The organism is Paenibacillus sp. sptzw28 (genome assembly GCF_019550795.1).
Taxonomy (GTDB): Bacteria; Bacillota; Bacilli; order Paenibacillales; family Paenibacillaceae; genus Paenibacillus_Z.
In genome coordinates this window covers 3817281-3831799 of the sequence record NZ_CP080545.1, presented here as the reverse complement: position 1 = coordinate 3831799, position 14519 = coordinate 3817281, and the positions used below count along the sequence as shown (strand labels likewise).

The window sequence follows — 14519 nt, the reverse complement described above, 5'->3', positions numbered from 1 at the left end:
CGGATGAAAGGGATGAAGGAAAAGCTGGAGTCCTCCGGCGTGTTTGATACTTTCCCCATGCTTCGGTCCATAGCTGGGCCTGACTGGGATGAATGTCAGCCGCAAATACGAAGCTATCCGGGGAAAACGGTCGTGTTTGATGCGGAGCGCTGCAGAATCGCGTCGATTTTTATTCTCGAGGGAACTGTGAAGATCGTGGGATCCGGGGAGAACGGCAGGGAAGTTATCGAGGCCCGCCTTACAGCCGGCGATGTTTGCGCCTTGATGGTTTTAAGCTCGCTCAGCGAACGCGAATATCCGGGTTATATGATATCCGAAACTCAAATTCGGGTCCTGTTTGTGCAGAAGTCCGCTTTTTTGAAATGGATTCAAGTTTACCCGCACCTGTGGAATTATATCTTTGAGAATATATTGGACGGTTTTATGCAGCTTTGGACTATGCTTCACAACGTTCTCTTTGAGAGTGTTGAGAAACGATTGGCGGAGTGGCAACTGAACCCGATCGTGCGGATGTGAGTGTCACGCATGAAGCGCTTGCTGTAGAGCTTGGAACAGCCCGGGAGGTCGTCAGCCGGACGCTCGCGAAGTTTAAAAGAAGCGGCCTTATCGATACGAAGCGCGGGAAGATCAGTATCGTGAGACGCGAGAAAATGAAGGAATTGCATCAGACCGAATGTGAGGTGTATGTTAAAGGTATCATGCACGCGCGCGACAGTACCGTGTTCGTCGTTCTGGGCAGTTTAACTCGCGCTGAAGCAGCAGCAGTTGTTGTAAGAATGCTTGACAAGGACCAGCCAGCGTATTCCTCAGACAGGAGGCAGAGTATTTCAAAGTAAACATCTGTCCCCCGATGAAGCATGGAAGCTGATATTACAATGATAAAACTGCAAAGATTGTTGATGTACGGACTCATGAGGATTATAAGATCGGACATATACAGGAAAGCATTTGTATACCGTTACAGGATATATCCAATAACCCGTTCTCGGTATGCGATAGAAAGGATACTCCACTAATCCTTTACTGTCAAAAGGGGTATAAGAGTTCTTTAGCGGCACAAGCACTTATAGATGCAGGATATAGCAGAATCTACACCATTCCGGGTATAGAACAGTATCCGCCGCAATAAGCCTCGACTAGCCGGCGGCCTCCGCCGGTTCTTTTTTCTTCGTGGCCATTTCCTACGCATGCGTTCTTACTTTTTCAATATTTTTGTCTGGTTTTGAGTCAATTTATGGGGTATTTTCTTGGCACTTACCATTATATAATGGGCTTGCAGCACAGCAGCTGCTCACTCTGGTCTTCAGAAAGACATTCTATGAGACCGTTCTTAGAAAGGAGGGAAATCAAAAGGCCTGCTATTGTTTGTAAGCGTTTTTCAAAACTCGTTTCCTAGAAGAGAAGGAGGTTTTTGGCATGCTGTCAAAAGTTAAACCGTTCAAGGGCTTTATGTTAGCAATGGCATTAGTGTTTTCAATGGTCATTCCCGGTTGGAGTCAAGTGGCATCAGCAGCAGAAACGGCCGATTTCACCCAGTTGAATGCTTCGCAAATGGTCTTTGAAATGGGTGCGGGCTGGAATTATGGCAATCAGTTAGATCTCGCTAACAACGGTACACCCTTCGAAAGCACTCCTAATGTAACGCAAGCGTTCATTCAAAAGGTAAAGGCTGCAGGCTTCAAAACGATCCGTATCCCTGTTTCGTACATGAATTTCATCGGTAGCGCACCTAATTATTCCATTAATGCCACATGGCTGAACAAAGTGAAAACTTACGTGGACTATGCCTACAACGAGGGCCTGTATGTTATTATCAACATCCATCATGACGGGCTCCAAGACTCTACCGGGGCTTGGATTCACGTCAATTCAAGCGACCAAACAACGCTCAGGGCTAAATATCAAAAAGTTTGGCAGCAGATTGCGAATACGTTTGTCAATTATGATGAGCATTTGATCTTTGAATCCATGAACGAAGTAGGTTATGGCAGTGGCAATCCTGACCCCACCTACTATTCAAACCTTAATACATTAAATCAAATCTTCATCGATACCGTAAGACAAACCGGAGGAAACAATGGCGCCAGATGGCTGCTTGTTCCGGGTTGGTATACGAACATTGATTATACAGCAGGCCAATATGGCTTTGTGGTTCCGACGGACAATTACAGATCATCTTCAATACCGAGTTCCGAGAAGAGAATCATGATCTCCGTTCATTATTACTCGCCTTGGGACTTCGCCGGCGAAGAATCCGGCACCATCACCCAATGGGGAGCAACCGCGACCAACACCTCGAAAAAATCAACCTGGGGCCAGGAAGATTATTTGGATTCGCAGTTGAAGTCCATGTATGATAAATTCGTAACACAAGGATATCCTGTAGTCGTCGGTGAATATGGTTCTGTAGATAAAACAAATTTTGATTCATCGAATAATACGTATCGCGCGGCATATGCCAAAGCAGTAAGCGCCACGGCTAAGAAATACGGTGCGGTACCTATTATTTGGGATAATAATTATAACGGACAGTATGGCTTTGGATTATTTGACAGGTCTACTAATACGATCACTCAACAGGGAATTATTGATGCGATCATGAGTGTCATGAACACCACTAAAATGAAGAACGTGACGACAGGGTTATATATTGACGGCATGGGCCGTACCGTAAACAATCAAAATGCTGGCCAATGGAGCGACAGCACCAGCAACAACCAAAGATGGGTATTGGAATTCTACGGCAGCTATTATAAAATCAAAAATGTTGCTACAGGGCTGTATCTCGACGGGCAGGGACTTCCGAGCGGTTCCATTTGCAGACAGTGGAGCAGCAGTAGCAGCAACAACCAGTGGTGGGTTCTGGAAGAATATGGGAGCAACTACAGGATAAAGAACGTCGCTACCGGCCTTTATTTGGATGGCGGCGGCAATACGACTAACGGCTCCGACTTGATAATGTGGAGCAATGATCCAAGTACCAACTTGCAATGGCAGTTTGTTAATCCATAATCACAATACACTAGCCATTCGATTAAAGAACCGTCCGTGAGGTTTAGCTCAAAGATAGAACGGGGGAAAATTGGAATATCAGAACGGCATGGGAAAAAGCCCTGTGCCGTTTGTTTTTTTGTGCAAGCAAGGAGAAAAGCGTTCAGCAAACAAAGCGGATGGAATACCCGCTTAAAATAATGTTCATATGGACTGAATTATGCTACTCTGTAGACGAAGCTAACAGCTGATTTAGAGCGGATTTTGCGCGTATTCTTCTGCCCTGGGCGAATGGGTCGGATCGGCAAAATGTTTTTTCGGATCACCGCTTCAACATCGAGCGGAGGTTCATCACCTCGTGAGCGCAAAAAATGTCTGCACACGTAAACGGCAACCGTGAAGTTGACTTGGTATTGGTGCCGTTTATCCATTAGGGAAATGACGACGTGCGAGGTCATCATTTCAGCAAAATTGTACATGATCATTCTTGCGAAAATCTCCTGGGTGATGGACTCTCGTCTCTTTGCGTGAAAATTTGTCAGACCAACGGTGTACTTTAATGCCCTGAACGAGGTTTCAATCCCCCATCGCATGTTATAAATGGACTTGATTTCATCGGCTGGGAAATCAGCGGCAGAAAGATCCGTAATGATGGTTTCATAAGTGTTATTAGGCAGGAAGAAACGAACAACCCGAAAGGAAAAAGCTCTCCTGCAAATCCAAAAAATCAAAGGTAGATGTGGAAGGGACGAACCTGTAAATCTCAGGATGAGCTTTGACCTCGTTAGTTTGTTTTTTGGTGAGTATCAGATGAATGTCACGATCAAACTCCTCGCTTGCGGGCAAACTTAAGCCCGAAAGAATACCATTGGAATCCAAATCCTTTACCCGTATGACGTAGTTCCACCCTTTACGCTCGACATGCGCGAAATTGTTGTAGCTTTAATAACCTCGATCGGCAATAACAATGGTTTTGCCTTTGAAGGGGGAACGGTCAACCATCGCAGCTAGTGCCTTTCCCTCGTTGCACAACCTTCGCGGCTGAACAATGGCATCCACGTAAAGTCGGTTACATAAGTCATAGGCTGCGTTCAAATGCAGAAGGTTAAAGCCTTTTGTGTCCGGTTGATTTTGAAAATAGGTGTCCGTATCCGCAGGGTCAGTTGCGATAAGTAAATCCGAACCGTCAACGGCAAGCAATCGATAACCTCGGTAGTCTTTGATATCCGTGTACGCTTGCGTAAATTCGTGAAACAAGAATTCCACAGCAGACGGCAGGATTTTATTTCTCTGTTGGACAAAAGCAGACGTGGTTGCGGTGTTTACGTCATACCCCTGCGATTCCAGGAGTTCCTTATATAGGCTGTTGCCTCCCATTGAAATCAGGAGTTGCATAACCGTTTCAAAAGGCAGTTTTTTCTTTCGGGTAAAATCTTTTTCAGGTTATTGACATAAGGTGCTGGTGCGGATGACATTTCTCGTATGAGGTATGTCAGTGTTTCTTTTAGCGAATTCGCGTACTCATTCATTGGCAAAACCTCCTCGTTTTTTCAAGGGGCTTCTCAACACATTTCCACCTACTTATCAAGTCCTTTTTCTCTTTTTCGCACAAAAAAGAGCCGGCTATCTTTTCGATAACCTGCTCTTGTTCTTGATTTTTGGCTATGCGCCTTAACTAAATGACATTGGCCCCTCATTTTGTTTATTTTGCTGAAAGACGGGACCAAACGGTTCGGGGAATTAAGACGCCTGCTTCCGAATGTGACACAGGGTATGCTGACCAACCAGCTCCGAGAGCTGTGCGGATGGGGCTTTAAGCATATCGAATTTATGAACAGCGCCGATTCGGCTGTGCGCCAAATTGGCTGGCAGAGCTGACGATTAATTAAAAATTCTCGGCCCGGATTCAGAAGTATTCCATCCTGTTTAAAACTCCGGCGATGAAACGCGGGGTCCGTCTCTCATGAGACGCTTTATATCTCCTTTCGGACGAACAGGTTTGACCAGTACGAGATTAGTTCGAAGGATTGCAACAAATTTAGACAGATTTTGATCCTGACTCAACTTAAGCGTCCTAAACCTTAAGTCTTATATTAAAATCATGAAAATTCATTATTATCCGTCTATGGATTGTGCACCGGAAATCCCTTTGCGATACTCGTTTTCCTATACATACAGAGACATAAAGAGACCCCCGTCTGCTCATGGTTGCAGAGACGGAGGCCATCTTCTTGATTCGTCAGCATGCCGGCATGGCGGATGGCACAACCCGTCAGCTCCCCTCCAAGCATTGCATGATTAACAAAAAAAACAAATAAATGTAAGCGTTTCAGAAAACAGGACTAATGAATTGTATTTTGGTAAAATAATCAAAAAGTCCTATTCCAAAACAAAAAAACATCGTGTAAATTGACAATACACGACAAATGCATATCATCGTACGACAACGGCAAACCCATTGAAAAGTGGGGACGCAAAGCTATAGGGGCTAAGGTGGATAAATAATGCCACGATGCCTGCCAGCTACCGAATACGACGGGTACCCCCGTCTATTCATATTTATTCTATGATGGACAGGGGTTTTTTTGCGTACAAATAGCCAGGTAGTCCCTAAACGTAAACGTCGGTAGTCATTTGTGTAGTGGGCAGACATACTTTCATGATCTGTCGTGAAACGGCAATTATTTGAGGAGGCTAATCTAATGGGTATTGTCGGAGGAAATTATACAGATGTTAACGAAGCGGTGACCCCGCTTGAACCAGCGAAGCCATACAGCCAGTATGCGCCGGACATGCACGTGTCGGTCGGTTGTATCCCGTGCACCAGAGCGCATTTGTCGGCGGTTTCGGCTGCGCTCAAGGCGGGGGATGCAGAGACGGCACGCGAAGAGATTTCCGCGCTGATGGAGTACGACTTGACCCCGGAGAAGCTGGCCGCGACTCCGGAGAAGGACCGTGAAGTTCTAGCCAAGTATGCTGAGGGTATTTCCGCTATACAGGAGAAACTTGCCGAACCCGTACCGGAGCTTACGGCGATTGCCGCGGCACTCAAAGAGGCAATCCGCTTCGCCAGGGCGGACGGTATAGAACATCCCGAGGTGCAGCTGCGGCTGGAGCGTTCGGAGGAGCATGTGAATGGCCTCGAACGGATTCGTTTTGCACCGGAGAAGCTGCTGCGCCTGGAGCCGGAGATGCGCGATGAAATTAAACAGGTATTGCCGGAGATCCGCGAGGCACGACATAAGCTTGTGAATGGCATCGTCACACCGGATGACCTTGAAATAGCGGCGGCCCGCTTTGCTGAAATCTCGCGTAAGGTCAATGGCGACCCGGACTCCGAGACATTAAAGCTTGCCCAGAAGGAAGCGGCGGAGCTGAATTCAAGATTTCGCCAGGATGTACTCAAAGCCTGGGGAGGTAAATCTTATGAATCAACCAGACAATGAGAAAGTGTACGAATTGAACAAGGAATGCAGCCTCGAAGACCATCGCCCGTGCATGCTTACCACCGCAGTCGGCATGGCGGCCGACATCAGTGAGCAGGAAGGTCTGACTCTGTCCCCGCAGCTCCAATACATAATGGAGACACAGAGGCTGACAGACAGTGGCGTGCGGTCGGCACTCCGCGAATGGGTGAATACGATTCCCGAATCGCAAAAGGAAGTTGCCGCAGAACTGCTAAGTATCGTTGAAAACGGATAATATGATAGACTGAATATCCTCCGCAAAGAGCTGAATCCGGTCCGAAAAAGAAGGGGCTTTAAATGCCCCTTCATCCCGGATCAGAGGTTGCGGCTCATAAAACTGAAGCCACCGGCCGGACCGACACTACGTTTAGCCGTTAGAGTTACGCCTCAAGCAGGTCACTACCAAGCTGCGATAAAGAGATTGATCTGTGGCTTTCGTAATGCAATATCCTCCTCGAACACGTCTTCTACTTACTTCAATATCATTAATAGAGTAATTTATCTCCATTTATACATGTCCGAATTTTAAATTTCATCGAGTCTATTGTTGTAAACTCCGGGAAGAAGCCCTCAGCTGCAGTAACGGGATTCTCTTCGTTGATATACCTCACCGATGGCGTATCCGTGCCATCAGCGTATAAGTTCATGTCACCCCTTGCAGCGGAAACCTCTTGGTTAACCCCATCCGCTGCAGGGGGTGCATTTTTATCGGGAGTGGAAGCGAAATCGCAGCTTTTGTATACTTATAAGGACGGAGTTATTGCAATCCGACTTTTATTGCTAGAGGACTGTATTGGACTCGCATTTATTTTTTAATATCAATAATGGGGGTATCCAAAGTGCAACTACAACGAATAACCGTTCAAGAGGAACTGGAGCTTGCTCTGCAAATTCGGCGAGCCGTCTTTGTTGACGAGCAGGGCGTGCCTCCGGAAGCTGAAATCGATGGCTTTGACCGGCTCGATGGTGTCGCGGAACATATTCTTGTATATCTTAATGGTGAGCCGGCCGCTGCCGGAAGGCTGCGCATTGTCGACGGCACAGCCAAGCTGGAACGAATTTGTGTCCTGTCTGCTTACAGGAAGCACGGACTGGGCAGAGAGGCGGTGCGTTTTCTGGAGAAGATCGCCCGTGAACGGGGGCTGATCAAGGCGAAATTGAACAGTCAGCTGCAGGCTGAATCATTTTACTTCGGACTGGGTTATGAAAGAGCCTCGGAAGAATTTATCGAGGAGGGCATTCCCCATGTCCTAATGGTGAAGGCGCTTAATGGGAATGATAGGTCCAAGTAAAAACACCCCTTCGCATGTATCGGAACAGATCCGATGTCTATGCTAAGGGGTGTGAATTTAGAAAAAGCGGCGAAAGCTATATGACACTCCGCAGCTCGCATGTGCGAAATGTATTGATCATCAGGGGTAAATCTGGTAAAATCAATTTTGGATGCAATAAAAATATACCGAATCGCGTAATTATCCAATATAATTATAGCACAATAAATACGCGAGTGTCAAGCTTCGTTTTGAGAGTCAGAGAGAGGATGAAAGCCGATGAGCGAGACGAACCGGGATTGGGCGGCGGAGCAGCGACGAGTGGATACAGTTGTGGAGCAAATCGACCGCCGCACCCGGATGCTTGAGCAGCAAACCTTGGATGCGAAATCCGAAATGGTGGACATTCGCAAAAATTTCTGGGACGACGTTACCGTAAACTTCGACGACGCGGTGGAGATGGCGGAAACCTATGCAAGCATGAAGCAGCAGGCAGAGCTGCTTTTCGAGCGTGAAGGAGCGCACCGTCATGCCGTCCAGCAGCTTCGGACCTTGAGAAAGCTGCGTGAGTCGCCGTATTTCGGGCGGATCGACTTCCTCGAAGACGGGGAGAGCAAAGCCGATCGCGTCTATTTGGGCATCGCGTCCCTGCGAGATAGCACCGATCAGGATTATTTGATTTACGATTGGCGGGCTCCGATCTCGAGTCTGTACTATGACTATCCGCCGGGTCCCGCAGAGATCCAGACGCCAATGGGGACGGTCAAGGGCGAACTGAAGGTGAAAAGGCAATTTGTGATCCGGGGCGGTGCGATCGTCAGCTTGTTCGATACCGGCGTCACGATTGGCGACGAACTGCTGCAGGAGGTACTCGGCAAGCAATCCGACGCGCAGATGAAAAGCATCGTTGCGACCATTCAGCGTGAGCAGAACCGGATCATTCGCAATGAGCGCAGCCGGCTGCTCATCGTGCAGGGAGCGGCCGGAAGCGGCAAGACGTCCGCAGCGCTGCAGCGCGTCGCGTATTTGCTTTATCGGTACCGGGGGACGCTGCGCGCCGACCAGATCGTATTATTTTCGCCGAATCCGATGTTCAACAGCTATGTATCGACGGTACTGCCCGAGCTTGGCGAGGAAAATATGCAGCAGACGACATTCCAGGAATATCTGGCGCACCGCATCGGCAAATCTTTCCGGCTTGAAAATCCCTATGTACAGCTCGAGTATGCGCTGACCGGCCAGGAGGAGCCCGGCTACGAGACGCGCATGGAAGGGATCCGCTACAAGGCATCGGCCGATTTTGTCGCGTTGATGGACCGGTATTTGACGCATCTGGGCGAAGAGGGACTCGTGTTCCGCGATTTGTCGTTCCGCGGGGAAACGGTTAAGGATGCGGCGGCGATCAGTGAATATTTCTATTCGATCGACCGCTCGATTGCGCTTCCAAACCGTCTGCGCCTTGTGGCTTCATGGCTGCTGGAGCGGCTGAGGGACCGTGAACAGGCCGCTCGCGCCGAAGCGTGGGTCGAAGAAGCTATTGAGCTGCTTGATAATGAAACGTATCAGAAGGCTTTTCAGAGCTTGAAGCGGAATAAACAATTCAGCAGTGAATCGTTCGACGATCATGACCGCGAGCGTGAACTGCTCTCGGCTTATGTCGTGAAAGAAAGCATCAAGCCATTGCGCACGCGGGTGAAGAAGCTTGGCTTCGTCAATCTGAAGGGTTGTTTTCGTCAGATATTCAAGGATGCCCGGTTTGCCACCATGTTCGGAGGCAGTGCAGCTGCCGGACTTCCCGGATTATGGCCGGAGATTTGCGCCGATACGCTTGCGCGGCTCGACGAGGGACAGCTCGCCTATGAGGATGCGACACCGTTCCTGTATCTGGTGGAGAGGGTGCGAGGCTTCCAAACGAACACATCGGTACGACATATTTTGATCGATGAAGCACAGGATTATACAGCGTTCCAGTTTGCTTTCCTGAAGCGGCTGTTCCCGCGCAGCAAGGTCACCGCCCTTGGCGATGTGAACCAATCCATTCATGCCCACACGGCTGCCGGAATCAGCGGAATTACCGCGCTGGCCGCGCAGTATGAAGCGGAAGAGACAGAAACGATCACGCTGAGCCGAAGTTACCGCTCGACCAGGCAGATCGTTGAGTTCACTAGCCTCTGCATTAGCGGCGGAGAGTCCATTGAGCCCTTTAACCGCGACGGCGCAAAGCCGACGCTTACGGTAGTCGCGGCCGCGGATGAGCTTCACAGCCGGATCGCGCGCCGCATCCAGGCGCTGTCGTCTGCCGGATATAAAACGATTGCGGTTATTTGCAAGACGGCTTCAGAAACATTGGAGGCCTACGAAGCGCTAAAGGGCGTTACGGCGGGGATTCACCTTATGGAGCAGGACTCCTCCTCGTTCGAATCCGGCGTCGTCGTCATACCGTCATACCTGGCTAAAGGAGTGGAGTTTGACGCGGTGATTGTATATGACGCGTCGGCCGCCCAGTACAGCCGGGAAAGCGAGAGGAGGCTTTTCTATACCGTGTGTACCAGGGCGATGCATGAGCTGCATCTGTACTCAATCGGCTCCTTGACTCCGTTTATTTCCGGGGAAGCCCTGCGCTGCTGCACGGTTGAAGCCGATATGCAAGAGGTGAAACGGTAAGGGTTTACCCGTTTTGTATCCGCTTAGACCGCAATAAAATGCCGCCTATCCGCGCTTGGATGGCGGCGTTTGTGCTTGGGCGGCTGCTGTTGCTTTGCTTATAACGATTACTTGCCCGGCCGGCGGTTTATTTGAAAAAGCGGGGCAAGTAAGCTTTGTTTGCCGTCAGCACCTCATCGAGCAGTGCGGAAACGCTGCCTGTTAAATACTTTGACGTTGGCAGCGTTGTTATTGCCTCAGCTAATCACACTAAACCTGCTCGCAATCGATAATATCATGAAGATCGGTCCACTCGCCGCCGACGCGAATGCGCCCACGGGCTGCGTCGTGGCGGGTAATGGGGCCGGAGACGGTACGGTCGCCGTCCTCGTGGAAGAGCGTGAGCCTGACCCGCAGCCCTTCTGCTATAGCTTCGCCAAGCCGATCGGCGATCTCGGCGAGGCGCTGCTCGTCAAGCGTGCGACGGCCCTGCTTGTGCCTAAGGCGTTGGCGCTCAATGAGCGCGTCACGGTGCTCGAAGAGCATCATCCGCGACGATTCGAACAATCCGTTTCCCTGCAGTTTTTTGCTCATTTCAAATGACCTCCGATTTTCCTCGCAATATTGCCAAGCTGGCCTGATCGTGATGAAGAGGATGCGAAAGAGATGGCCGTCGGTCCGTACCAATCCCGAATGTCGTCCATGGTGTGCTCCAGCGCCAACTGCTTGTACCGGTCCTCGAAGAGAGTCAGCTGCACGGCATCGTCCGGAAGCAGGCCGCTGAGTGAGACCCACACCTTGCGCACAGGCAAGCCGTTCCAGTGCTTATCGAACAGCCGCTTCGCAGCGGCGTAAACCTCACGGGTCAAATGGGTCGGCGTATCCAGCTTCATCTGGCGGCTAAAGCCGGTCGGCCGGTCGAAATCGGCCCCCTGCACGCCTACGCTAACGACCGCACCCTGATAATGCTTCTTGCGGCTCCGCTCGCAAACGAGCGCGGACAGCTCCAGCAGCACGACATGAATGTCATCCGCCCGCGCATAATCGACCGGAAGCGTCGTCTGCCGCCCGATTCCTTTCTGCGTATCGAAGGCATCGGGCTTAACGGGTGAGTCGTCGATGCCGTTGGCCGTCCGCCACAGCACCTCGCTCCAGATATCGGTGTTGCGGCCAAGCAGGGCGCGCATCTTCAGCTTCAGCGTTTGCAGCGGAGTCGCCGCCAGCTCGCCGATCGTGCGGATGCCGATCCGGTGCAGGTGCATCATCGTTCGCGTGCCGATGCCGAACATTTTGTTCAGCTCGAAGCCCCACAAGTCGGACATGTTGCTCTTGGCAAGCTCGAAGATCCCGCTTTCGTTCTTCTTGGCGAAGATGTCGCAGCCTATTTTGGCTAGAATTTTGTTCTCGGAAATGCCCACCCGCGTATAAATGCCGGTCTCGTTGCGCACCCGCATTTGAATGTGCTTCGCGAGCTCAGTGGCATTGCAGCCGAAACGGGTGAGGCTGTGCGTCACATCGGCGAACTGCTCGTCGATCGAGAACGGCTCAACCAAGTCGGTATACGACTCGAGGATACGCGTAATGTGCAGCGACATGTCGATATAGTGCTGCATGCGGGGAAGGGAAACATATAGATGCGGACATTTCTGCAACGCTTCCCGCAAGCTCTCCGCGGTCGTTACTCCGTACTCCTTGGCAAGCGGGCATGCCGCCAGAATAATGCCGTTGCGGCGTTTCGGATCCCCGGCCACGACAACCGGCTTGTTCTTAATGCCGGGATTCGCGGCTTTCTCCACGGAAGCGTAGAAGCTTTGGCAGTCGGCCAGCAGTATGGTGCGCCTGGTTTTCTTCATAGTTCGTCATCGCCGTATTCGGCGGCTAGATCGACGCCGAATTCTTCCGCCAGCTTGACCTCGATCTCAGCCCTGACCGTATCGCCCTGAAGCATCATCTCATACTCGTAGCCTCGGCACAGATAGCGCGAATCAATGTAGCCTTTGGCGCGGTTCATCTCGATAATCCGCATGCCGTGCGTCTTAAAGTTCCGGTGCAGCGTATGCAGCTGCTTCGGAAGCCCGCTCTGGATGCCGCGCAGCTTGCGGATGTAGATGCGGGACGTCCGCAGGTCGCCGCTCCTCAGCTTCTTCAGCTTGCGAACTTCGATTTCGAGCAAATCAAGCATAACAACCAGCACAAGATACTCTTTCACCATTCGGATTTCATCTTCAGTCTGGAGTGGAGTCGGGCTGGGTAGGATAGGTTTCAATTTTAATCCCCTCCGAAAAAGAACAAATGTTCGCTACCTTATTATACTACGAACATACGTTCTTTATGCAAGGGGTATCCGTTGGAATTTTGCTGTGCGCCCACTCTCTACAAACTTCTATAAATACTACTACGTGTGTGGTTGCCTTGAAAAACGTGAAGGGGTCGGATAACCGTGAAGCCGGCGGGATTTCGATAGACTCCATTACAATGGCTTAATATCTCTCGGTCCATCCTTTCGGGAGCACTAGTTGGTAATCAATTAAATGCGGAGACAACAAAAGCATACATTGAGGGTTACCAGAAACCATCTTGATCTGCCTCTGGAACAGTTAGTCACTTCGGTTAAATTAACTTGGTATAAAGAATTTATGCGGATTCATGAGAAGTTTAGAAATTACAAGGCAATGAGTCTGTTGACCGAGATAATTATTTGCGGTTCGGTTATATGAAAAAATCGGATTTGAGTACTTTAGTATGTCTGGAACTTCTTGGGCAAGAAAGTTAGCCCTATAAGCGAAGTTGTTCAACTAAACGGGTACCCGACAGATGTCCGGCGACACAAATTTTGTTAACAATCACTTTACGACAAGTAATCCCAATGATATTATTAAATTATCTTTTACAACTTAAATAGAACCGGAAGCATCGGGGGGTTGCAAAGTCTATTAGACTTTGTGAGCCTCCTTTTTAATTTCCAATATTTACAATGACTGATATAATCGAGAGGCGGGTCTTGATGGAAATATCTTTATCAAAACGAAATAAAACGACATTGGCCGTAAAGTTTATGGTGTTTTATAAAGATGGTATTACTAAAATTAAGAATTTACCGGGAAGAAGATGGATCCCTGAAGAATCAATCTGGGCATTTCCTTATACATTGGAAGTGCTTAATCAGATATTGACAGTTTTTAAGGACTGCAAATTTTATGTAGAACCACAATTGTTAGAGGAGTGCTACTTACTTCAATCCTATGAAAAGGCAAATAATTCAGACTCACTATCTAATGTAGCTCAATGGGGTTCTGTCCAGAGGCAAAGCTTTAAAGATGAGTTACTTCTGAGGGGCTATAGCTCAAAAACCATCAAGGCATATTTGGGCCAAGCTGAACGTTTTTTTAATTACATTAAAGGGCAGCATATATTCTGGAATCATCAAACGATTCACAACTATTCACTATATTTGCTACATAAAAATTGCTCTCATGCCTATGTAAATCAAGCAATCAGTGCGATAAAGTTCTATTTCCAGAAGGTTCTTAAACAAAATGAATCTGCACCATATATTAGACCCAAAAAGGAACATAAACTTCCAAATGTTTTATCCCTCAATGAAGTTATACTCATCTTAAAAGCAGTCCGAAACTTGAAACACAAAGCCATTTTATACTTAACATATTCTTCAGGATTACGAGTGAGTGAGGTAGTACGTCTACGATTACAGGATTTTGACAAAGAACGTAAAACGCTGCGAATTCGTCAAGGTAAAGGAAGAAAAGATCGGCTTACCCTTCTATCCGATACTGCTTTAGAAATATTTCTGCGCTACTATCATCAAGAAAAACCAGAAATATGGATGTTTCCAGGACAAAACGAGGGGAGGCATCTGACGGAACGTTCGGTTCAAAAAATCTTTGAACAAGCTTTAGTTGCGTCCGGAGTACCAAAGAAGGTTAGTATACATTCGTTGCGACATTCATTTGCCACTCATCTATTAGAAGGAGGCATTGATATTCGGTACATCCAAGAACTGCTGGGTCATCAAAGTACTCGTACCACCGAACGATATACTCATGTAAGTATAAAAGATGTCAGACGTATTAAAAGTCCTCTTGATCAAATTGATGATTGATTTAGTCCTATTCCTACACAAAAACAT

The 14519-nt window shown here is 48.7% G+C and carries 13 protein-coding genes, 2 pseudogenes and 1 riboswitch; of the genes and pseudogenes, 10 read left to right on the top strand and 5 right to left on the bottom strand.

Annotated features, from left to right (window positions below):
* Nucleotides 1-3: 3 nt before the first annotated feature.
* The 4 genes and pseudogenes from KZ483_RS17380 (at nucleotide 4) to KZ483_RS17365 (ending at nucleotide 3012) form a co-directional block, all read left to right on the top strand.
* Nucleotides 4-516: a Crp/Fnr family transcriptional regulator gene (locus tag KZ483_RS17380; RefSeq protein ID WP_220348749.1), complete on the top strand. Its 513-nt coding sequence runs from the start codon at nucleotides 4-6 to the stop codon at nucleotides 514-516.
* A complete protein-coding gene (locus tag KZ483_RS17375; RefSeq protein WP_220348748.1) occupies nucleotides 513-836 on the top strand; it encodes a helix-turn-helix domain-containing protein in 324 nt (107 codons plus the stop codon). The genes KZ483_RS17380 and KZ483_RS17375 overlap by 4 nt, the downstream gene beginning before the upstream one ends.
* Before the next feature lie 50 nt (nucleotides 837-886).
* A pseudogene (locus tag KZ483_RS29180) lies at nucleotides 887-1129 on the top strand (rhodanese-like domain-containing protein); the annotation flags it as partial.
* Between the two features lie 287 nt (nucleotides 1130-1416).
* Entirely contained in the window at nucleotides 1417-3012 is a 1596-nt protein-coding gene (locus KZ483_RS17365) for a cellulase family glycosylhydrolase (protein ID WP_220348747.1), read from the top strand.
* 197 nt (nucleotides 3013-3209) lie between these two features.
* On the opposite strand, the gene KZ483_RS17360 is transcribed toward KZ483_RS17365, so the two are convergent.
* Both KZ483_RS17360 and KZ483_RS17355 read right to left on the bottom strand, forming a co-directional pair.
* On the bottom strand, nucleotides 3210-3722 hold the full coding sequence (locus tag KZ483_RS17360) for a transposase (protein WP_220348745.1): 513 nt from the start codon (nucleotides 3720-3722) through the stop codon (nucleotides 3210-3212).
* Nucleotides 3723-3933: 211 nt separating this feature from the next.
* On the bottom strand, nucleotides 3934-4386 hold the full coding sequence (locus KZ483_RS17355) for a transposase (RefSeq protein WP_220348744.1): 453 nt from the start codon (nucleotides 4384-4386) through the stop codon (nucleotides 3934-3936).
* Nucleotides 4387-4680: 294 nt separating this feature from the next.
* Between KZ483_RS17355 and KZ483_RS17350 the strand changes: the two are divergent.
* The 5 genes and pseudogenes from KZ483_RS17350 to helD all read left to right on the top strand — a co-directional run.
* A pseudogene (locus KZ483_RS17350) lies at nucleotides 4681-4869 on the top strand (winged helix-turn-helix transcriptional regulator); the annotation flags it as partial.
* A 560-nt stretch (nucleotides 4870-5429) separates the two neighbouring features.
* A riboswitch (cyclic di-GMP riboswitch) is annotated at nucleotides 5430-5522 on the top strand.
* A 171-nt stretch (nucleotides 5523-5693) separates the two neighbouring features.
* A complete protein-coding gene (locus tag KZ483_RS17345; RefSeq protein ID WP_220348742.1) occupies nucleotides 5694-6437 on the top strand; it encodes a hypothetical protein in 744 nt (247 codons plus the stop codon).
* Nucleotides 6418-6693 carry a hypothetical protein gene (locus KZ483_RS17340; protein WP_220348740.1) on the top strand — a complete coding sequence of 92 codons (276 nt, stop codon included), beginning with the start codon at nucleotides 6418-6420 and terminating at the stop codon, nucleotides 6691-6693. Before KZ483_RS17345 ends, KZ483_RS17340 begins: the two co-directional genes overlap by 20 nt.
* Before the next feature lie 604 nt (nucleotides 6694-7297).
* Nucleotides 7298-7750, top strand: coding sequence for a GNAT family N-acetyltransferase (locus KZ483_RS17335; protein WP_220348739.1), 453 nt, complete (start codon nucleotides 7298-7300; stop codon nucleotides 7748-7750).
* A 258-nt stretch (nucleotides 7751-8008) separates the two neighbouring features.
* Nucleotides 8009-10393, top strand: coding sequence for an RNA polymerase recycling motor HelD (gene helD, locus KZ483_RS17330; protein WP_220348738.1), 2385 nt, complete (start codon nucleotides 8009-8011; stop codon nucleotides 10391-10393).
* Between the two features lie 249 nt (nucleotides 10394-10642).
* Here the strand turns inward: helD and KZ483_RS29175 are convergent, their stop codons facing one another.
* The 3 genes from KZ483_RS29175 to KZ483_RS17315 are packed head-to-tail and all read right to left on the bottom strand — an operon-like array spanning nucleotide 10643 to nucleotide 12638.
* Nucleotides 10643-10918, bottom strand: a complete 276-nt coding sequence (locus KZ483_RS29175) for a YolD-like family protein (RefSeq protein ID WP_397376211.1) — start codon at nucleotides 10916-10918, stop codon at nucleotides 10643-10645.
* Nucleotides 10919-10962: 44 nt separating this feature from the next.
* The gene (locus tag KZ483_RS17320) at nucleotides 10963-12225 is read right to left on the bottom strand and encodes a DNA polymerase IV (RefSeq protein ID WP_220348735.1); all 1263 of its coding nucleotides are present in this window, start codon (nucleotides 12223-12225) and stop codon (nucleotides 10963-10965) included.
* Nucleotides 12222-12638 carry a YhjD family protein gene (locus KZ483_RS17315; RefSeq protein ID WP_220348734.1) on the bottom strand — a complete coding sequence of 139 codons (417 nt, stop codon included), beginning with the start codon at nucleotides 12636-12638 and terminating at the stop codon, nucleotides 12222-12224. The genes KZ483_RS17320 and KZ483_RS17315 overlap by 4 nt, the downstream gene beginning before the upstream one ends.
* Before the next feature lie 738 nt (nucleotides 12639-13376).
* On the opposite strand from KZ483_RS17315, the gene KZ483_RS17310 reads away from it, so the two are divergent.
* Nucleotides 13377-14492, top strand: a complete 1116-nt coding sequence (locus KZ483_RS17310) for a tyrosine-type recombinase/integrase (RefSeq protein WP_220348733.1) — start codon at nucleotides 13377-13379, stop codon at nucleotides 14490-14492.
* The last annotated feature ends 27 nt before the right edge of the window (nucleotides 14493-14519 follow it).